At 48.6% G+C, this 19403-nt stretch carries 28 protein-coding genes; 2 read left to right on the top strand and 26 right to left on the bottom strand.

What is annotated here, in order from left to right; genetic code table 11:
* Positions 1-3 precede the first annotated feature (3 nt).
* From P8X24_RS09090 to P8X24_RS09080, 3 genes are all read right to left on the bottom strand, one after another.
* Positions 4-228, bottom strand: a complete 225-nt coding sequence (locus P8X24_RS09090; protein WP_372915530.1) for a hypothetical protein — start codon at positions 226-228, stop codon at positions 4-6.
* Positions 229-486: 258 nt separating this feature from the next.
* Positions 487-750: a hypothetical protein gene (locus tag P8X24_RS09085; RefSeq protein ID WP_372915529.1), complete on the bottom strand. Its 264-nt coding sequence runs from the start codon at positions 748-750 to the stop codon at positions 487-489.
* Between the two features lie 10 nt (positions 751-760).
* Entirely contained in the window at positions 761-1111 is a 351-nt protein-coding gene (locus P8X24_RS09080; RefSeq protein WP_372915527.1) for a hypothetical protein, read from the bottom strand.
* 118 nt (positions 1112-1229) lie between these two features.
* Between P8X24_RS09080 and P8X24_RS09075 the strand changes: the two genes are divergently transcribed.
* On the top strand, positions 1230-1538 hold the full coding sequence (locus tag P8X24_RS09075; RefSeq protein WP_372915526.1) for a DUF424 domain-containing protein: 309 nt from the start codon (positions 1230-1232) through the stop codon (positions 1536-1538).
* Between the two features lie 25 nt (positions 1539-1563).
* Here P8X24_RS09075 and P8X24_RS09070 read toward each other — a convergent pair whose 3' ends face one another.
* Entirely contained in the window at positions 1564-1866 is a 303-nt protein-coding gene (locus tag P8X24_RS09070; protein WP_372915524.1) for a ferritin family protein, read from the bottom strand.
* Between the two features lie 159 nt (positions 1867-2025).
* On the opposite strand from P8X24_RS09070, the gene P8X24_RS09065 reads away from it, so the two are divergent.
* On the top strand, positions 2026-2493 hold the full coding sequence (locus tag P8X24_RS09065) for a hydrogenase 3 maturation endopeptidase HyCI (RefSeq protein ID WP_372915522.1): 468 nt from the start codon (positions 2026-2028) through the stop codon (positions 2491-2493).
* Here P8X24_RS09065 and mobA read toward each other — a convergent pair.
* The 22 genes from mobA to P8X24_RS08955 form a co-directional block, all read right to left on the bottom strand.
* Positions 2473-3045 carry a molybdenum cofactor guanylyltransferase MobA gene (mobA, locus tag P8X24_RS09060; protein WP_372915521.1) on the bottom strand — a complete coding sequence of 191 codons (573 nt, stop codon included), beginning with the start codon at positions 3043-3045 and terminating at the stop codon, positions 2473-2475. The genes P8X24_RS09065 and mobA overlap by 21 nt on opposite strands.
* Positions 3042-3443 carry a nucleotidyltransferase gene (locus tag P8X24_RS09055; RefSeq protein WP_068321889.1) on the bottom strand — a complete coding sequence of 134 codons (402 nt, stop codon included), beginning with the start codon at positions 3441-3443 and terminating at the stop codon, positions 3042-3044. Before P8X24_RS09055 ends, mobA begins: the two co-directional genes overlap by 4 nt.
* Positions 3440-4900 (bottom strand): proton-conducting transporter transmembrane domain-containing protein, encoded by a 1461-nt coding sequence (locus tag P8X24_RS09050; RefSeq protein ID WP_372915519.1) that lies wholly within the window; start codon positions 4898-4900, stop codon positions 3440-3442. The genes P8X24_RS09055 and P8X24_RS09050 overlap by 4 nt, the downstream gene beginning before the upstream one ends.
* A gap of 10 nt (positions 4901-4910) precedes the next feature.
* Positions 4911-5393: a Na+/H+ antiporter subunit E gene (locus P8X24_RS09045; protein WP_372915517.1), complete on the bottom strand. Its 483-nt coding sequence runs from the start codon at positions 5391-5393 to the stop codon at positions 4911-4913.
* Positions 5390-5719: a sodium:proton antiporter gene (locus P8X24_RS09040; protein ID WP_068321900.1), complete on the bottom strand. Its 330-nt coding sequence runs from the start codon at positions 5717-5719 to the stop codon at positions 5390-5392. Before P8X24_RS09040 ends, P8X24_RS09045 begins: the two co-directional genes overlap by 4 nt.
* Positions 5712-6419 carry an MnhB domain-containing protein gene (locus tag P8X24_RS09035; RefSeq protein WP_372915515.1) on the bottom strand — a complete coding sequence of 236 codons (708 nt, stop codon included), beginning with the start codon at positions 6417-6419 and terminating at the stop codon, positions 5712-5714. Before P8X24_RS09035 ends, P8X24_RS09040 begins: the two co-directional genes overlap by 8 nt.
* A 1-nt stretch (position 6420) precedes the next feature.
* Positions 6421-6663, bottom strand: a complete 243-nt coding sequence (locus P8X24_RS09030; RefSeq protein WP_068321906.1) for a hydrogenase subunit MbhD domain-containing protein — start codon at positions 6661-6663, stop codon at positions 6421-6423.
* Complete coding sequence (gene mnhG, locus P8X24_RS09025; protein ID WP_372915513.1) at positions 6660-7004, bottom strand: monovalent cation/H(+) antiporter subunit G; 345 nt, start codon at positions 7002-7004, stop codon at positions 6660-6662. The genes P8X24_RS09030 and mnhG overlap by 4 nt, the downstream gene beginning before the upstream one ends.
* Positions 7001-7267: a monovalent cation/H+ antiporter complex subunit F gene (locus P8X24_RS09020; protein ID WP_372915511.1), complete on the bottom strand. Its 267-nt coding sequence runs from the start codon at positions 7265-7267 to the stop codon at positions 7001-7003. Before P8X24_RS09020 ends, mnhG begins: the two co-directional genes overlap by 4 nt.
* Positions 7260-7514 (bottom strand): hypothetical protein, encoded by a 255-nt coding sequence (locus P8X24_RS09015; protein WP_372915509.1) that lies wholly within the window; start codon positions 7512-7514, stop codon positions 7260-7262. Before P8X24_RS09015 ends, P8X24_RS09020 begins: the two co-directional genes overlap by 8 nt.
* Positions 7501-8316 (bottom strand): NADH-quinone oxidoreductase subunit B family protein, encoded by an 816-nt coding sequence (locus tag P8X24_RS09010; protein ID WP_372915507.1) that lies wholly within the window; start codon positions 8314-8316, stop codon positions 7501-7503. The genes P8X24_RS09015 and P8X24_RS09010 overlap by 14 nt, the downstream gene beginning before the upstream one ends.
* Entirely contained in the window at positions 8306-8839 is a 534-nt protein-coding gene (locus P8X24_RS09005) for a 4Fe-4S binding protein (protein WP_372915506.1), read from the bottom strand. Before P8X24_RS09005 ends, P8X24_RS09010 begins: the two co-directional genes overlap by 11 nt.
* Positions 8836-10515, bottom strand: coding sequence for a hydrogenase large subunit (locus P8X24_RS09000; protein WP_372915504.1), 1680 nt, complete (start codon positions 10513-10515; stop codon positions 8836-8838). The genes P8X24_RS09005 and P8X24_RS09000 overlap by 4 nt, the downstream gene beginning before the upstream one ends.
* The gene (locus P8X24_RS08995) at positions 10512-11378 is read right to left on the bottom strand and encodes a respiratory chain complex I subunit 1 family protein (RefSeq protein WP_372915502.1); all 867 of its coding nucleotides are present in this window, start codon (positions 11376-11378) and stop codon (positions 10512-10514) included. The genes P8X24_RS09000 and P8X24_RS08995 overlap by 4 nt, the downstream gene beginning before the upstream one ends.
* Before the next feature lies 1 nt (position 11379).
* Positions 11380-13080 carry a complex I subunit 5 family protein gene (locus tag P8X24_RS08990; RefSeq protein WP_372915500.1) on the bottom strand — a complete coding sequence of 567 codons (1701 nt, stop codon included), beginning with the start codon at positions 13078-13080 and terminating at the stop codon, positions 11380-11382.
* A gap of 1 nt (position 13081) precedes the next feature.
* A complete protein-coding gene (locus tag P8X24_RS08985; RefSeq protein ID WP_372915498.1) occupies positions 13082-14476 on the bottom strand; it encodes a hydrogenase 4 subunit D in 1395 nt (464 codons plus the stop codon).
* Between the two features lie 9 nt (positions 14477-14485).
* Positions 14486-14980 (bottom strand): 4Fe-4S dicluster domain-containing protein, encoded by a 495-nt coding sequence (locus P8X24_RS08980; protein WP_372915496.1) that lies wholly within the window; start codon positions 14978-14980, stop codon positions 14486-14488.
* Positions 14977-17025: a formate dehydrogenase subunit alpha gene (gene fdhF, locus P8X24_RS08975; protein WP_372915494.1), complete on the bottom strand. Its 2049-nt coding sequence runs from the start codon at positions 17023-17025 to the stop codon at positions 14977-14979. The genes P8X24_RS08980 and fdhF overlap by 4 nt, the downstream gene beginning before the upstream one ends.
* A 118-nt stretch (positions 17026-17143) precedes the next feature.
* Positions 17144-17731 carry a TetR/AcrR family transcriptional regulator gene (locus P8X24_RS08970; RefSeq protein WP_372915492.1) on the bottom strand — a complete coding sequence of 196 codons (588 nt, stop codon included), beginning with the start codon at positions 17729-17731 and terminating at the stop codon, positions 17144-17146.
* A 39-nt stretch (positions 17732-17770) separates the two neighbouring features.
* The gene (locus tag P8X24_RS08965; protein ID WP_372915490.1) at positions 17771-18238 is read right to left on the bottom strand and encodes a hypothetical protein; all 468 of its coding nucleotides are present in this window, start codon (positions 18236-18238) and stop codon (positions 17771-17773) included.
* 25 nt (positions 18239-18263) lie between these two features.
* Entirely contained in the window at positions 18264-19001 is a 738-nt protein-coding gene (locus tag P8X24_RS08960) for a Rossmann-like domain-containing protein (RefSeq protein ID WP_372915488.1), read from the bottom strand.
* 4 nt (positions 19002-19005) lie between these two features.
* Positions 19006-19143 (bottom strand): hypothetical protein, encoded by a 138-nt coding sequence (locus P8X24_RS08955; protein ID WP_372915486.1) that lies wholly within the window; start codon positions 19141-19143, stop codon positions 19006-19008.
* Between the last annotated feature and the right edge of the window lie 260 nt (positions 19144-19403).

Below are 19403 nucleotides of genomic sequence, written 5' to 3'. Positions count from 1 at the left end.
CTTTTATGTTCTAGCAAGCTTTAGCGCATCCCTACAGTCAAGAACTTCCACATTTTCTGGAACTCTCGGCAATACTCCCTTATTTGGAACTATAAGAAGCTTCTTTTTAGCACTGATGCTTTTAAATTTCTCTTCAGCCTTTCTGACATCCTTCTCTTTAACTTTCTCCTTCCACTTATTTTTTACTAGAGCAATGCCTATCTCTAAATCAGGCATTTCAATCCTCACTGACTGAAGGGAGTAGTACTTTGCCAGCAGTCTTTCAAAGAACCTCTCAACGTAGTGCGATATTCTCTCCCTAAGTATCTTTTCACCGCTTCATCTGGAAGTTCTGTTTCAAAGAACCCATATTTAGCATTCAGGTAATGTGCAAAATCTACCACTGGAGATAGATGTCTGTACCTGAATATCCTTTTCCTCTTTCCAAAGAGTTGTATCCGCTCAAGAATCCCATGTTTACAAGTGCTTTAAGAAGGAGCAACTGCACTACTGGTTTCCTTTTCTATGAGTCCCCCTTGAGTAGAGTTTATTAGTTATTTCTCCTGAAGTTGACTTTCCATCCGCAACGGCCTCAAGTATCGCGGAATATCTCATTGTTAACTCCCTACCCTCCTCTGTGAATATTTCGCCAATTAAACTGGGAACATTGCCCTTCAAGGTTGTCCTAGAGGTTGAAAAAACTCTCTTCCCCAAGCTTTCAAGGGCTGGAGCCAACCAAGGCTCTTGGACAAGAACGGCAAGCTCTATCATAGTTTTTCCACTAATACCCTAACTCACTAACGAAATTAATGGCATCCCTTGGATCAACCAAACCTAACTCCCTTAGATAGAACAACCCGAGCAGTGGACTGTTACTTCCTACAACCTCCCTGAAATAGTATCTTGTTGAAGCTATTAGAATAAGTTTCCTCCCTCCAGGCAGTCCTTGGAGAGCTGAGAAGAAGGGCTCACCGAGTCTGTGGAATTCATCGATAACGATCCTTCCTCGCTCTAGGAGAAGATTTCTACCACTTGTTACAATAAAATAATGAGAGTACTTAGCCCTTATCTCTGATGTAGAATGTTTTCCCTGTTTTTCTTCTCCACAAACTAACAACCATCTTGCATACAAAACATCTTTAAGCTCGTATTCCTTAATTTTAAGTCTAAGTTAAAGTATCTAAGACTTAGTTTGTGCTATGCCGTCAAGAAGGACTAAAGTTATAATATAATCTTGGAAGGGATTGTCGATGTCAGGGAAAATGTACGTTAAGGTGTATAGAGTTCAAGGTGAAATTTTGGTAGCAGCATGTGATGAAGAATTGCTGGGTAAAACATTTAGAGAGGGTGAACTCAAGCTTGAAGTGAAGGAGAGGTTCTACAAAGGGGAACTTATGGACGTTGAAGAGCTAGGTAAGTTGTTAGAGGAAGCCACAATAGCCAACCTAACTGGCGAAAGGGTTGTTAGCAAAGCAATTGAGCTCGGCTATATAGATGAGACCAGGGTTCTCAGAATTCAGGGAGTTCCACATGCTCAGATGGCCAAGATGCTGTTCTAGTTAGAGAAAAGGGATAATAAAATGTCTAAAGCTTAGCTTTTATCCCGGTCTCTTCCTCTACTTCCCTAAATCCTTTCTTTATGTACTCTGCAAGCTCAGGATCAATTTCCAGCAGTAGGGCGAGAAACTCTCCAACGTGCTCCTTCTCTTCATTTGCTACATCATAAAAAACGCGCTTCACCTTCTCATCCTCTATCAGCTCAGCAAGTTGCTCGTAGAAGCTTATGGCATCAAGCTCAGCCTCTATTGCCCAGCGCAAGGCTTGGGCTATCTCCCTCTTTGAAAGGGGCCTGTCCCTACTTAACAAGAAAGGTTTTTCAGCCAGCATGGAATCACCTATGTTAGTATGCTTTGGGGCTTAATAACTTTCCTGTTTTAGGACTATTTCAGATTTTTGCCTTTAAGTGCCAATTTGAGCTAACTTCTCTCAGCTTCAAAGACCAGTGCACTAACAAAGCTTATTAAAGTTTAAACAAAATGCTCCTACATGGATGAGTTAAAACACCTAATAGAAACTTCAACGAGAATAGTTATTTGTGGAATTGGGAATGATGTAAGGAGTGATGATGCCTTTGGAGTTGCATTTGTAGAAAGGCTCAGGAAAAAGGTAAAAGGTAAAAACATTCTAATCCTCAACTGCGGCCCGGTTCCCGAGAGCTTCCTGGGAAAGATAATTGAGTTCAATCCTGATTTGATAATATTCGTTGATGCGGTACACTTTAATGGAAAGCCCGGGGAATTGATTATCGCTGATCCCGAGGGAACGCTTGGCGATACTATCTCCACCCATGGGATGCCCCTAAAAATTTTGATGAAGTTCATAAAGGAGCACATAAATGCCAAGGCAATTCTGATTGGTTGTCAGCCAAAGAACTTAGAGATGTTCGGAAAAATGAGTCCAGAGGTTAAAGAGGCATTAGAAAAATTGCTCTCCCTATTTTTTGAGATTCTTTAAGTCCTCCTTCCTGTTAACGTTAAAGAAGCTGATACGCCATTCCTGGGGCAGGACCTCTATGTTGATGTAACATACATTTGAGGAAGTTATCGCATCGTACAGCTTGTACCTACCCTCATTTATCCTCTTCCCCAGGATATCCCGGAATTCCTGGGCGTAGGCTGAATGGAGAGGTTCAAGGTAGCCGTTGCTCCACCTGGGAACGCACGCAATTTTTCCAGAATTATTGAATTGTTCAATTATGTAATCAATGAATTCTGGAATTAAAGAAGGCATGTCCCCGCCCACAACGAAGGCATCTCCCAACGACAGTGCGGTGAAAATACCACTTATTGGGCCCACCATTAGCTCATCAACCACGACGCTGTATCCAAGGGTTCTGAGCTTCTCGGCGTTGAACTTAGATGCAACGATCACAATTTCATCGATCAGTCTACTCTCCTCTAACCTCTCTATAGCGTAGAGGATCAAGGGCTTCCCGTTGATCTTGAAGAGTAGCTTATCCTCACCAAATCTCCTAGCCCTTCCTCCGGCTAGCACTGCCCCTATCATCCCCTAACGACCTCTATAGTTGTTAGGTACTTCATCCTTTTCAGGTTTTTATAGGGATCCCTTACCTCCTCGGCAAGTCTCCTGAAGTACCCTTCGGGATCGTAGGCAACCTCATGGCACTTCAAAATATCTAAGAGGGAAGCGTGAAAGTTCTCCATCTCCTCCAGCGTGTAGAGCTCAAAGGCAAGCTTTATGCCAAGCTCGCGCTCCACTGGATCCTTCACCTTGGTTATAAACTCTGCAAGCCTGTTTACCTTTACGGGATCTTCATGCTCCCTTAGTATCACCAGGACATCTATCTCATCGATTAGCCCCTTTAAGTGGCCCCCATAAAAAACTATTGAGAGGACGTTGTCTCCATATACCTCGAGTATCCTCTTAACTATCTCCTCTTTCATCCTCCCAGCCCTCCCGCGACGTAGCTCTCCCATCCCTGGGCAACGGCTGGGAGTGCTATGCCCTTGAATATCCACGGGCCGACTAGTCCCAGGACTATGACCGCTATTGAAATAGCCACGACCACACCAGTCATTACCGGCATCCCTACGCTCTCCTTCTTTCCGCATCCAAGCCACAGCACCCTCATCATCTTGACGTAAGCTACCAGGCTCATTATCGACGTCACAACGAGAACCCCTGCAAGTGCTGGATTCCAATCTAGGAAGGCCGTGAACAGCATGACTTTACTTGAGAACACGTTCAATGGAGGTATTCCAGCCAAACTCAGGGCTGCAACTGCGAAGGAAAACATTGCAAGCGGATTTGCCCTCCCAACTCCCGCCAAATCTCTGAGGTCTCTAGACCCGCCGATTTGGATCATTATTCCAGCGGAGAGGAATAGCAGGGATTTCGCAACGGCATGGTTGAAGGTGTGGAATACTGCGGATGCCAAGGCTAAGCTACTCCCAATCCCGAGGGCCATTGACAAGTAACCCATGTGCATTATCGTCGAGTACGCTATGATCCTCTTAATGTCTGAGTGGACGTTCATCATGATCGCACCTAGGAATGCCGAAATTGCCCCCAGGATAATTAGCAGGATTCCCAAGGACTTAACCTCGGGAAGGCCTGAGTACAGCGTGAAGTAGAGTCTCGCTATTGAGTAAATTCCCACGTTGACAACTAAACCAGAGAGAACCGCTGAAATTGGACTTGGGGCCGCTGGGTGCGCGTCTGGAAGCCAGAAGTGGTTGGGGAATATTGCCGCCTTTATCAGAAAGGCCCAAGTGGCTAGAAGGAGGATGGCGAGGGAAGCGTTGACTACGTCGGAGGAGTGGACTATCTCAGCCAGCTGAGCCATGTTCAGCGTCCCGTACGTTCTATAGAGGAGGCCCATTGCGATGAAGTAGAGGGTAGTTCCAATGGCCCCTATGAAGGCGTACTTCAAGCCGGCCCTCAGGGATTGAGGATCCCTATTGAACATTACGAGGGCATAGGCAGCGACGCTCGTTACCTCGAGCATTACGAAGAGGTTGAAGAGATCTCCAGTATAGAGGACGCCGATCAGCCCGGCCTCGAGGCCGAGATAGAGAGTGAAGTACCAAACTTCCCCACTCTTAATGTACTCGAGGCTATAGATGGCTATGAGGAAGAGGAGAGTTGAGGTTACGAGGCCAAGGAACGCGCTCATTGTATCTACTTCATAAACTATCCCAATTGGAGCCCTCCATCCTCCGAAGGTGTACGTTAGTGGGCCACCCTCAGATGATTTGAATACCTCAAACGTGAAGAGCATCGTAAGGAAGGTTCCAAGTACGGCGTACGCCTTAGCAACACTTTTTGACAGCTTTCCAATGAGGGGCAGTGTGAACGCGAAGGTTATTGGGGTTAAAACTGCCAAGGGAATCGGATTCATTTCCACCACCTCACTCAAAAATCTTCGAGGCGAACTTCTCAAATTCCTTGGAAATTCTCTCCCTGGCCTCTTCTGGCCTATCCGTAGTTGCATATATCCAATTCACGTAGAGGTACTCATCATCAACGTCAACGACGACCGTTCCTGGGGTGTTTGTTATGGAGTTTGCAACGAGCATTTTTGAGTAGTCGGAGGATAAATTAACGGGAACCTTGACTATCGCAGGCTTGACGTTTCCAGTGAATATCCTGACTATCACGTCAATGTGAGCCTTAACCTCGGCAACAACCATGTACCACAGGAAGTAAATCAAAGCCCAGAGCCATCTTAACGGGTTCAGGGCCTTTCCCGGCCTCTTAACCAGGTATTTAGATGTAAGAACTGATACCACTAGGGCCACGAGGGCTCCAGTAACTAAATCGTACGGTTTTGCAGAGCCTGTGAATATTAGGTAAGTCCCCAGGACTAAGAGAAACACGGGCAACTCCCTCATGCTTCAACCCTCCTTAACTGGATTATCGCGAATGCCAAGAGCACGTTTATCGCCATCCCAATTACAACAGCAGTTATAACTAAGGCCTGAGGTAACGGATCTACCGCGGTCTTCGCGAACGTTGCTACGGATTCTCCAGATGGAAGAATAGGTGGCTTGCCGTTGATTCTATATCCCAAAGCCACGACAAAGGCGTTTGCTGAATCTCCAAGTATCGTTAGGGAGATCAACTTCTTCACGAGATCTTTCCTCGCGGTAACGCCATAAATACCCACTATCATCGTGAGCACTAGAGAAACTATCGCCACTCCCCAGAGGTCAATCATTCCTACCACCTCCTGCCACCGCTAGAATCAAGAACACCGCCGTGAATCCAGCCCCTACGGCCAAGAACTCAAATATGTTGTACCATAGGAGGGATCCTCCGAGGAGCGTCCCCAGGAACTCGCTCGGAAAGTACGGCTGGTTTTGAACCGCGTAGCCTCCGAGGGCAAGTGGAATAAGTGCGAGGATTACAATTCCCGTGAGGCCGAGGATTCTAACTAGCACGGCCCTCTCCAAGGTTATCCCAATTTTCCTGAGGGATGCTAGCGAGACAGCCCCGATAACTAGGAGCGGAGCAACTGCTAACGTTGACCCTCCTTGGAAGCCTCCTCCTGGGGTAAGCTGTCCGTGGAGTGCGAGGGAAGTTGCGACGGTTACTATCAAGACTGCCGTAACCTTGGTGACAACTTTAACGGGCAGTGGAAACTCCTCCCAGGAGGGATATTCAAGCTTCAGCTCCCTAAATATTGCCAAGCCCCCCATTATAGCTAAGAAGAACACCGCTGTCTCAAATATAGTGTCCAGACCACGGTAGTCCCATAAGATCGAAGTAACGACCTCCGGGCTCCTAACTGAAGTCAGGCTGTCCTTAAGGTAGAACTCACCAAGGGAGTGGATGGAGCTCGGGGCCGAGATGGGATAGAGGTAGGTAACGACGAATGGAATTACGATGAGTATAATTCCAAATATCAGCCTCCTCATTTCAGCTCACCTCGTACCTCCCAGTTTTCATGATCACGAACACCAAGAGGGCCGTGTATATTCCCACGGAGATGGCAACGTAGGCTAGAACTATGTCAGGGGCCATCAAGAGGTAGAATATTCCGGCATAGGCTATGGCCTGGAGGGCAGAGAAGCCCACGGCCTTTATGAGATCCCTCTCCGTTACGGCAAGGTACGCCATAATGAGACCAACTAGGGAGAAGAAAGCCAGAAGCGGTATCATCTCTCCTCACCCCTTAGATGGTCAAAGTGAAAGTTCCCTTCGACTCCTGAGCGGTGGGCGGCATAGGCTAGTGCTGTACTGCCTGCAGGTGCAACTAGCAGGATTATTAAGGCCGTTATGAAGCTCGCCCCAGCTATAGCTAACCTCCCGGGTAGGCTAGGCATACCTAGGGCCGCCAATGCAACGCCGATTAGCGGGACAACCGCACCGCCCACCGTACCCACGGTGGCAGCGTGTAGCCTTAGATAGAAGTTCTTGAACCTTAGCATACCTATTCCTGCTAAGAGGTCGCAGAGGGCACCAATGACCATGAGACCCGCACCGATGTAGAGCAGGATCATCCTCCCACCTCCCTCAGGAGGTACCTCGAGACGTAGATGTCAAGGAGGTAGGACCAGAGAGCTAAGACGATAGCCCCAGAAATCAGGTAGGGAGACTTGAAGTAGAGGGAGAGAATCCCCATGAACGCCGCTAGATCGTACCCTATGCAGTCTATTGCGAGAACTATATCCGGAATCGTGGGCCCTTTAACGGCTCTTATTAAGTACATAATTATCGCAAGAGAAAATATCGGAACTATCAATTTTACAACAGTCTCAATCATTTCTCTCCCTCCTAACGACCTTTAAGGCTTTCCACTCTCCCGATATGGCTCTCTCGATGACCCTTCTGTCTTTATCAGGTAACTCATCAAGGTTCAAGGCTGAAAGTGTTTCAGGAGTAACTTCTCCCATCTCGAGGATCTTCCTTGCAGTGGGCTCGCTTACTTCCCCAATTTCCTCCATGACAAGCATGTCCCCCGCGAAGTGGGAGGTTACCTTTGAGAGGTAGATGTCGCTAAGGTACCTCAACCTTAACAAGACCCACGTGCCTCCTTTCGTACTCATCCCTAATCCTCCAGTACTCTTTTTCTAAGAACTGCATCGCGAATCTGATCCTACAATCCCTCTCCTTTTTCAGGAACCCCTGAATTAGAGAGTGCAGAGTTTCCCTTGGATTTTCACTTTTCTCGGCCTCCTCTACCATCCTTAGAAATTCTTCAAGGACTAGTTTCCTGTCGAAGTAGCCAATAACCCTCCTGAGCTCCTCCCTTAATGTCAGGTATATCCTCTCGTTCACAGGTCTGACGGGGAGCCTGAAGGGAACTCCCTCTTCCCTTCCGGGTGGAGAAGCCGTCCATCTTTCCCCTTTCATCTTCTTCTCCTTGATCCCTAGAAGGAGAGAGAGACCGTAGAGTATCTCCTCGGGGCTTGGAGGACATCCAGGGATGTACAAGTCTGGCTTCGTTCCATATTCCTGCAGGAGAACTTCAATTCCACCAGTTCTCAGCCTGTCCCTTCCTCTATCCTTGGTGGGATTGTATATCGGGTAGCCGTTGTAGAATATCCCCCCGCTTGAGGCGCAGGTTCCTATGGCAACCACTATCCTGGGCTTTGGAGGCATTGCCTCATACACTGCTTTGACGGCGTAGTACGTCTGCCTGGTGAGGGGGCCAGAGACTAATAGGGCATCCGCATGCCTTGGACTCCCAACGAGCTTTATTCCAAACCTCTCGACGTCATAGTAAGGTGTCAAAACATCGAGTATCTCTATATCGCACCCGTTACAACTACCGCTGTCCACGTGAAATACCCATACAGACTTATACCTCATCCCCACCACCCCTCACCCTCTCAACTTCCTCCCTCATCCTGCACTCCCTGCAGAGCAGAACCCTCTCGAGAAGAGATGATTCGTCGAATATTTCCTTGGGTAAAATCTGAAGCATTTTGTAGATCTGTCTCTCCGTGAACTCCTCGTACCTTCCACAGCGAGGACATCTGTATAGGTCGTGCTCTACAACCTCTATCAAGTCTTCCTTGTTGTCTGTGGCTATCTCGAACCTTGTAGTTTCCTCCATGGCCTCGGTTGGACAGACCTCAACGCAACGATGGCACCTTATGCACCTCGCGGCGTTGAAGACTATCCTCTTCTTTCCGTTCTCAAAGTCCCATTCTATACTAAGGGCATCGGGAGGACAAGCTCGAACGCAAGCACCGCAACCTATGCACAGTTCAGGATTTATGTGCGGAATTCCCCTGTACTCAGGTGGCTTTTCTGTGTCCGTGAACGGGTAAGCTACCGTTACAGGAACTCCTTGCCTAAGATCTTTCCTCTTCCAAGAAGAGAATATCAACTCATTTCCCTCCCCTTCTTTATGGAAAGCTCGTTAAACTCGCTCTCCGTGAGAACCCTAACCTTGCCCGTCTCAGCATCAACTATCTGAACCCTCTCCGTGCATGAGTAGCATGGATCTATGCTGGCTATTATCAGCGGGGCATCTGCGACACTGTAGCCCTTTAGCATCTCCGGAACAGCCGGTAGGTTGTTGTACGTCGGCGCCCTAACCTTCCACCTGTAGACCTTGTTCTTCTCTCCCGTCATGACGTAGTGAACGACTTCGCCGCGGTGAGCCTCGGTGTATCCAAGGCCTTCCTCATATTCTGGTATCTTGCCCACGGGCGTGAAAATATCTCCTCCTGGAAGCTGATCCACAGCCTGTTCAATTATCCAGATGCTCTCTAAAACCTCGTCAAGCCTAACGAGGATTCTTGCTAGGACATCACCCTCCTTATAAACGGGAACCTTCCAGTCAAGCTCATTGTAAACGAGAACGTTGTGATCCCTTCTCGTATCTATATTCCTCCCGGAAGCCCTCGCCGTAGGCCCCAGAACTGAATAGGCCTTTGCCACCTTGTAGGGTAGAATGCCAACTCCTTCCGCTCTCTTAAGGAGAGTTCTCGTGTTCGTTACAATCTCGTAGAACTTCTCGACATCCTTCCTGAGCTCTTTGACTGTTTCCAGTATTAGCGCCTTCCTGTACTCAAGGATGTCCCTCCTCACACCACCAACGATGTTCATTCCGTAGGTCTTCCTGTTTCCGGTAAGCCTCTCTGCCAGCCACATTACCTTCTCCCTTATCCTCCACGCGTACATGAAGCCCGTGTCGAAGCCAGCTAAGTGCGCAGCAACACCAGCCCACAGGAGGTGGCTGTGAATCCTCTCGATCTCGAGCAGGATGACCCTTATGTACTGGGCCCTCTCAGGAACCTCAACTCCAGCAAGGTTTTCTATCGCCATCGCATAGCTTACCGAGTGCTGGAAGCCGCAGATGCCACAGATCCTTTCCGCTATGAAGAATATCTGGTTGTAAGTTAGCCTACCTTCTCCTATTTTCTCTATCCCCCTGTGGGAGTAGAAGCCCCTATAGTCAACGTCCACTATCTCCTCGCCCCTGACAAAGAGCCTGAAGTGGGCCGGCTCGTCGAGGGCCATATGATATGGGCCTATAGGGACTAAGCTCGTATCTGGTGGACCTTCCCTGTAGGCGCACTTCGGAGCTCCCATGGGGGAGTAGGAGTAATCCATGTCCTTTCTCAAGGGATATACTCCTTCAGGCCAGTCTTCGGGGAGTATTAGCCTCCTCAAATCGGGATGACCCTTCGGCTTTAGGCCAAGAAGATCGTGAACCTCCCTCTCGGCCCATAAAGCGGCCGGAACTTTTGAGGCTACTGATGGAAATTCAGGGTTTTCAGGGTCGAGGTAAGCCTTGAGCATTATCCAGAACTCCTCGCCCGTCTCATGATTAACAACGCTTATCACGGGCATGTAAACAAAACCACCGCTTATTGGCCTCTCATCGGTTCCAACACCCATGGAGTAGTGAGCCTCTTTAGCCTGGGGATGCCACTGCCAGTACTCAACCATCTCGGGAAGGGCCTCCTTTTTAACCATGTAAAGGATCTGATTCTTTGCCGGCGTTTTCTTCTCTAAGATGTGATCTTTGAACTTCGTCTCAAACTCTTCAATCACGCGAACCACCCCACTATGAACGCAATGATTGCCAGGAAGAACACGCGAACGTTCATCGAGACTATCTGGTCGATCCTAAGCCTAGCACTCGTCGCTTCAATGAGGGCAAACACCGAGTATATTACCGCAGAAACTACGAACTGAACAAGAAGCACAATCGGCCAGCTCACACCAAGGAGGAACCTGTAGGTTAAGATCGATGCCAAAAGCCACGTTAAGGCGAACCTCTTAATTAAGAGGGCATAGAGTGAGATCCCAAGAAGCTTTCCGCTGTACTCGACGAATATTCCTCCAGCTATCTCGGTTTCAGCTTCGGCGACATCAAACGGGACGAATGAGCCCTCAACGTACGCTGAGTACAGCAAGAAGAGCACTCCTAGAAGCGAGAGTGGACTCAATGGAGATGACAATATATCGCTCATCTTCAGGCTTCCGGCGCTGGCGGAGAGCATGGCGAGGGCCACTGCAAGTATCGGTTCCGTACTGAGGATGAGCATCATCTCCCTATGAGCTCCTATATGAGAGAAGGCGCTCCTAACTGAGAACGCCCCAAGCATGAAGAACACGCTGACCATCGCGAGGACGTAGATAAAGGCTACTACGTCCCAGCTGAAGCTCACCCAGAACTTGCCGAAGGGTAGGACGCTGACTGAAGCTAAGGCAGAAGCTAAGGCCAAGTAAGGGGCAACGACGAAGAGCTTATTCTTCGTTGGAATCCTGGGCTGGAGGGAGAGTAGCTTAGCTATGTCGTAGTACGTCTGAACTATTGGGGGACCTACCCTAAACTGGACCCTCGCCTTTATCTTCCTCGCTATGCCGTCGAATAGGGGAGAGATAAGGAGGGACAGCGCTACGCCCAGCATTTCACCACCCCACAAGCAGTACAATAACTCCAGCAAGGATGATCATGCTCAAAACCATCGTAACTTCCATAGCCACGCTGAAGTCCCTGAGAACTATCGTCAGGGAGGTGAGGAACCTGACGACGGGCATTATAATTGCTTCATCAATGTACTCCTCAAAGTACTTGGAGATCCACCAATATGCCGATGCCATAGCATCAACTAAGGCAGAGCCAGCCCTCCTAAGGTAGCTGGAGAGTGAGTAGAGGCCACCAATCTTCTCCTCGTACTGGTGATAGTAGGAAGAGGCCTTCAGCCTAAACCTCTCCTCGGGGAAACCTGAGGCCCCACAGTTCCAAGGCTTGGCTTCAACCCCATTGAAGGGAACCGCCACTAAAACACCGACCGCAAGCACCGCAAGCATTAGCAGGAACATGGGAGAGGAGAAGTACGAGTAGGGGTTTACCCCTGGGGTCAAGGGGAAGAGTCCCAAGAGCAGACAGAGGATCGAAGGTATACCCTGACCAACCACCATCGAGACTGGAACTTCACTTCCCTCAGATTCCCCTCCCAGGAATGCTGAGGAGTAGAACTTAATGAAGGATGCCAGCGTTGCGGCGCTTATGAAGAACGCAAAGGCGGTCGCCAACTGTAGCACGGGATCGCCCGAAGAGTAGCCGGCCTCATAGAGAAGTAACTTGCTTAAGAAGCCGTTAAACGGGGGAACGCCTGAAATTGCTAGTGAGGATAGGAGGGCGAATGTTCCCGTGTATGGCATCGCCTTAAACAGACCACCAAGCTTATCTAGATCTACAGTTCCCTTTGAGTACTCGAAGGCCCCAGCCGTAAGGAACAGGGAGCCTTTGAAGAGGGAGTGATTCAGGGCATGGAAGAGGCCAGCGGCCAATGCCAAGTAGCCAACTTTACTGGGAATTAGGTAGATGCCAATTCCTATGCCGAGCCACATGTAGCCCATCTGGCCAATGCTGTGGTAAGCAAGTAGCCTCTTCGCGTTTTTCTGTTTCAGGGCGAAAAGGGTGCCAATGGTTAGGCTTAATGCCCCCAGGATTGCAACGACTAGCCCCAGCTCCCTGCTTGGATTAAACGTTAGGTAAGCCTTAACGAGAGCAAAGAGGGCAACTTTTTCCATGGCTCCCGCAAAGAGTGAGGAAACATTACTTGGGGCACTGTCGTAGGTTTCCGCAACCCAAAAGTGTAGTGGGACTATTCCTGACTTAGCCATGGCCGCTATCATTACAAGCAGGAAGGGAAGATTGCCCCTAAGCGAGCTGAGGGAGAGTGTGGGAGCAAGTGCGATTAGCAGGAGGAGGGGAATTGTAGTGAAGATGTGCATGGTTATGAAGTACTTCGCTCCAACGTCTCTGTCCCTTATGAAGAGGTAAGAGAGCAACGTCATAAGCTCCCAAGAGAACACGAAGAGAAGGATATTCTCGCTAACTAAAACCCCGTACATCGAGAGCACAAATAAGGGAAGGAGTGCTGACTGAAGCTTGTCTTTGGTGTATGCCATTGAGTACACGAAGACTGCTAGGGAAGAAATCCCTAGGATTAAGAGGAAATAGTTCTCAACGCTACTTAAGTTCCTAACTGCCAAGCCTATCATGATGAGCGAGGAGATTGAGGCTACCCCAAGCCCCACCCTTGCAAATCCCATAAATCCAACGAGCGATGCTAGGGCTAAGAGGTAAGGGACGACTTCCATTTTACCACCCCACTATGAGCTTGTAACCCAACGCTGGAGCAATAACGGCCAGGACAGCGAGGATCACAATTACTCCCCTCATGAGGCCGGTAACCTTCAAGTCCTCGCCTCCCAGCATGTCCCTAACCCTTAGCGCCGATACAACGAAGAACACCGTTGAATCCAGAAGGATCAGAAGGACGATCGCCCAGCATATTCCCCCTATCTGAACCCCGGATCTGAGGAGGAGAGCCTTACTGAAGAATATCCCAAATGGGGGAGCTCCGGCTAGGCCAAAGAGGGAGAGCATCCAAATTGCCCCTATTAAACCACCCACCTTTATTTTGCCCATGTTTAGGGTTCCTAGAGAGTAGCTGAACGTCCCCGCGGTTAAGAAGCCCAGGCCTTTAACGAAGGCGTGAGTGAATATCTGGAACATCGCAAGCTTTATTCCCACCTCAGAACCGAAGATTGCAAAGAGAACTCCACTGTACATCACCGCCGCTTCGGCCATCGTTGAATATGCGAGCAACCTCTTGGCATCTTTCTGCATTGGGTAGGCTATCGTGGTAATCAGGAGAGTTATCGCAAGTAGGAAAAGCATTATAAAGCCGCTAGCTTTTGGAATTGGGCTCATGAACTGAACTATCCTCGCGAGGAGAAAAACTCCCATCTCTATCATCGCCGTCCCATGGAGAAATGCACTGGCTGGCGTTGGAGCTTCCATGGCATCTGGAAGCCATGAGTATAGTGGGAATTGAGCGCTCTTGGTGAAGGCCGCTATCATGGCTCCCAAGAAGACGAGGAGCTTAACATCCTGGGGCAAGCTTGAAAGAGAGAGCAAGGACAGATTATGTGTTTTTAGGTATGCAAGGGCAAAAGCCGAGTAAAGACCGACGAGCGCTCCAAAGTTTGGCATTAAAAGGGCTTTATAAGCTGCTCTTATCGCTTCCTTCGTTCCATAGAAGCCAACGACACCCCAGCAGGCGAGGCTCATGAGCTCGAAGAACACGAGCATCTGGAGTATTGAAGAGGAGAATAGGAAACCCAGGGTTGAGCCCAGGAATATGAGCATCCATCCGTGAAACCTTCCTTTCCCCTCCCTCACGGGTTTCTCCCTGTTATGTGGTGAGAGGTAGTCAATGGAGTACAGCATGAAGAGGAAGCCCACGAGGGAAACCACAAACGCTATCGGGAGGGAGATATCATCAACTATTAGGCCGTAAACTTCACCAAAGTCATAAACTTCTGCAAGAACAACGTGCCTGGGCGTGAAGGTTATGAGTGAGTAAGTTATTACGATGAGGGAAAAGCCCGAAGCTCCCACTAACAGGGCGTCGGCCCTCTTACCATCTAGCCTAAACGCGAAAATTCCCGCGAGTATGGGAACTAAAAAGGAAAAAATAATGAGGTCCATGCTTCCACCTCACAGCAGGTATATCGGCTCCTTCTCTCCCCTCTCCCTCGCCTCTTTGAGGCGAGAAACGAAGCTTCCCTCCCTGTCCCAAAGTACCTCGTTTATCTCGCCGAACTTCAATGCTTCTGTTGGACATGAAGAAACGCAGGCAGGAAGCTTTCCTTCAGCTCTTCTCTCCGAGCAGAGATCACATTTGTCCATGATCTTGTTTACCTCATCTATCTTCGGAACACCAAATGGACAGGCAACGGCACACATCAGACAGCCAATGCACTTGAGAGGGTCGAAGGCTACGGCTCCATCCTGATCCCTGTACAGTGCACCCGTCGGACAAACTTCAAGACAGGGGGCCTTTTCACAGTGTCTGCAGTTGAAGGGTATCGCCGTTAAGTCGGGGAACTCGAAGACCCTTATCCTCGCTTCTCCGTGCTCCATCTCGCAGGCCACTTCACAGGCCCTGCAGCCAATGCAACGCTTGAAGTCTATGAATATCTTCTTGCTCATTCTACCACCTCCTTGGTGACCCTGCAGGCCACTGCCTTCAGCTCTGGCATCTTGGAGAACTCATCTATCGCATCATCTTTCGTGAGGAAGTTAACTCCCCAATGCCATGGCATCGCGACAACACCCTTCCTTATCCTATCCGTAACTACGGCCCTAACAACGAGAGAACCCCTCCTTGTCTCAACCTTGACCCTATCCCCATCCCTTATTCCAAGCGCTTTGGCATCCTCTGGGTTTATCATCAGAAAACTCTCGGGCCATCTCTTAATTAGGCTCTTGCTCCTCATGCTCATGGTTCCCGTGTGGAAGTGGCCTACCAGTCTGAAGTTGGTCAACCACAACGGATACTCCTCGTCCGGAACTTCTCCCGGCTGAACCCACTTGACCGGCGTAAGCTGGGCCCTCCCAGTCTTAGTTGGAAAGCCCTTCAAGAACAGTCTTGGAGTTTCTGACTCTTCATCTGGGCATGGATAGAAGCAGCCTTCTAAGTTAGAGTTCAATCTTTCAGGTGTTGCCCCTTTGAGGGCTGGAATTACCTTGTTGATTTCTCTGAGGATGTCGTCGACGTTTGAGTAATTGAAGTACTCCCCAACGCCAAGTTCCTTGGCCAACATAACCAGTATTTCCCAATCGGGCTTTGCCTCTCCCGGTGGTTTAGCTGCCTTGAAGCTCCTCATCACCCTCCTGTTCTGGGTTATCACGGTTCCAGTCTTCTCGTACCAGCTGGCCGCTGGGAGTATTACATCAGCAAACTTCGTTGTTTCTGTCGGAAAGATGTCGCTTACAACGACGAAAGCCTTCTCGAGAGCTTCCTCAATTAAGCTTGAATTTGCAAGAGATCTGGCCGGGTTTTGGCCCATTATGAATATTCCCTTCACCTTTCCCTCAGCCATGGCCTTGAATATTGCCTGATAGTGGAGACCAGGCTTTCTTGGAACTTCAAATCCCCAGAGCTCGCTGAACTTCTTCGCATTTTCCTCATTTAGTGGAATAGATCCAGGGAGCTGGGCGCAGTTAACTCCAGGAACAGCGGCACATAACCCACAGTGGGCCCCAGGAATTACTCCCGAGAATACTCCCTCTTTCCCTATGTTCCCAGTTATAGCGATCAAGTTAGCTATTGCCAAAGCAGTCATCGTTCCATTCGCGTGCTGGTTCACTCCCTCGTTGAGCACTATCGTCGCGTTGCCTCCTGTAGCTAAGAGCTCCGCTGCCCTCTTTATCATCTCCGCCGGCACTCCGCTAACCTTCTCGGCCCACTCTGGGGTGTACTCCTCCACGGACTTTGCGAGCTCCTCGAAGTTGTCCGTTCTTTCCTCAACGAACTTCTTGTCGTAGAGCTCGTTCTTTATTATATAATTGAGCATAGCCAGGGCAACTGCGAGATCGGTTCCTGGGTAAGGTTGGAGATGTAGATCGGCAAACTTGGCCGTCTTAGTCTTTATTGGATCAACAACTATCATCTTCGCTCCGTTGTCAAGGGCCTTCTCGAAGTACTGGCCGAAGAGAACTGGGTTAGTTTCGGCTGGATTGTACCCCCAGACTAGAATTACCTTAGATTTTACTATATCATCGAAGGGATTTGTCTGAGCTGGGCTTCCAAACACCTTGGTTCTAGCAACGAAGTTTGAAGACTGGCAGAGCCTCCCGGCGAATTCTACATTGTTTGTTCCTAAGGCCCTAGCAAGCTTTTGAAGGACGTAGTTATCTTCAAGGGAACATCTCTCGCTCCCCAGGAAGGCTAAGGCCTCGGGCCCATACTCCTTGAGGATTTCCTTAAACTTTTGGGCAACGTACCTTATGGCCTCTTCCCAGGAGACCTCCTCGAACTTTCCATTCCTCTTAATTAAGGGTTTCTTGAGCCTGTCTGGGCTTACGGTGAATTGATAGGAGGCAACGCCCTTGGGGCATAGCTTACCCTTGTTTGGCGTATTGGAGTGATCGTAATCCCACTCGATCTTCCTGGGGTGGCCGTTTACTGAAACTATGTACAGCCTACAACCAACGGAGCACCACGGACATACAACTGGCACGAGTTCCTCCATGCTTACCACCCTGAATTTTGTGACTGACTGGTCATTCAATGTTCGATGAGCAATTTTAAATATTTTTCGGATTCGTATGCAGAGATGAACACATTAGAACGTCAAAGATTAATCCAATTCATTTACTGCTACTGGAATTGTTAATTGAATTTGTTAAAATCTGAGCGAGGTTCTTCAAATACTCTTCATGGTCTATTGGGCTACAGTCCTCCGAGTACAGGTAGTGAAGCAGACTCCCGAGGAAAGTCCTAAAGAGAACCTCGGCCTTTTTCTCCTCGATGTTCACGAATTCCAAAACTCTCCTTGTTCCTTCCTTAATCAGCTTAGAACACAGCTCCCTATGGAGGTCGTTTAGTGATTTAATGCTGCTCTTTATCGAGACCGTGTGGAAGAATATGCACGCGAGCTCTCTATCGGAGTAGTGCTCGAAGAACTTCCTCCCCAGAAACATCAAATAATCCCGAAGGCTTCTGAAGTTCTCCCTATCGACGGGCTTAAAAACGTCGCTCAAAGCCTGAAAGGGCATTGCCATAATCGCAACTTCCCTTATTATGTCCTCCTTTCTCTTGAAGTAGAGATAAAAGGTTCCCTTTGCTACTCCCGCATCTCTAACTATCTCATCCACCGTTACCCTGTCAAACCCCTTCCTTGCGAAGAGTTTTTTAGCTGAGTGCAGGAGTTTTTCCCGGGTATCCAACTTAACCACCAGCTACAAATATGGAAAAGGTATTTAATAAAATTATATCTAGACCCTCTTTATTACTGGAATTAGCACTCTCCTCCCCCTTTTGGCCTCCTTCTTGATCATCTTTAGCACTTCTTCGGGCAATGATACTTCAAGTGAGCTTGAGGAAGCCAGCCAAACCCACTTGGAAAACACAACAAGACCTTCAAAGGTAGGATAGAGGAAGTTCTTGGAATGCTGGAGGTTGGAGGGTACGTTGAGGTCGTCGCAACTTATGAGGATGGAGCCTAGAAGGCTGAGGAGATCAAGATAGATGGAACAATGTTGAGGAGGGATAAAATGAAACTGGGGGATGTTCGTCTCAATAGTCTTATTTTTTCTATGCCTTATAACAGGGATAACCGGGACTATTCTGCTTTTAGGTAGGCCTGCGTCCCTAGTGAGGATAGTGGATGCTTTGCACGTCCATCTAGGCTTCGCATTCTTCGGGCCTTTCCGTGGTTCATATCTACCTGAACTGGACCGCATTGAAGAGCTACTTTAAAAAATTGGTCTAGGGAACTTCCACCACATACTTTTTATTCCCCTCCTCAAATCCCTTGAAGCTCCCCAACTTCAGACCGAGGAGAGCCTTTTCTATATCGACAACCTTCATCGCTGCGAGGTGGGTTACTCCCGTTCCCTTAAGAAACTCTGGGAGCAGTTGGCCCGTCGGGCCAGTTAAAACAAACAGCTTGGCCTTTTTGGCTCTTTCAAGTAGCATATCTATTGTGGCATTAACCAAACAACTGGCACTTGCAATTACTACATCCATCTCTGGCAGTAGGTGATACTCGAGGGCATCACTGTAGGTATTCTTATCCCAGAGCTTCGCGTTCCTCTCGAAGACGTAAATCTCGTACTTATCTTTCAGCTCTTTCACGAGGGGAGGCATGTTGCCAATTATCGCTATCTTCTCGACATTCTCTGGAATGAGCTCAAGAACATCGACCCACTCCGCGTTGCTCAGGTCTATGTGGTACTGGGAGACCGCATTTATCGCTGCAAGACCAAGCGTTCTCTCTATTACGTTTATGCTGTCTGCTTTCTCAATAAACTCTTCAAGGGAAATTTCTTTTATTGAATTCCTGTACCTCTGAACTTCCTCAGGTAGAGTCATGGCCACACCTAATGCTCTACCCTTTTCGCCCTCAATGAGAACCCATGTATAGGGAAGGCCAAAGGAAAAGTCCACTACCTCAAGGTCATCAATAAGCTTAAGGGCCTTCTTCTTTATCTTGCCCAACAACATCCAATCACCTCCAATATCTATCGCCTTTAACCCAGATATTTATTTCAGGGATAACGAACTTTCCATTATCAACCTTGAGAGTTAGTCCTTCCAGCTCTTTCAGGGACAGCGTGAGACCCCAAGAGAGCAGAACTTCAGTCATATTCCTAAGGCAACGTTCCTAGGGAGATCTATAAAGACTCAAAGTCCTTGAGCAGAAATTTTTAGCTTTATCGTGCTTTATTGTGTATAGAGGGCTTGGGTTTCCGTTAATGGTAGAGTGGTGAAGCCCCCGGCGACGGGGTCAATGTGGTCAATGTGTGCATAAGCCTTTTGCTAATGTACCTCATCTTTCCAAGTTACCTTGTTCAGAACTCTCACTCCTCGTGCTTCAGCTATGAGATCTGGAGATAGGGGTTTAGA

The organism is Pyrococcus kukulkanii (assembly GCF_041647995.1).
Classification (GTDB): Archaea; Methanobacteriota_B; Thermococci; order Thermococcales; family Thermococcaceae; genus Pyrococcus.
Note: the sequence above shows the minus strand (reverse complement) of the source record. Positions and strands in the feature narration are given on the sequence as shown.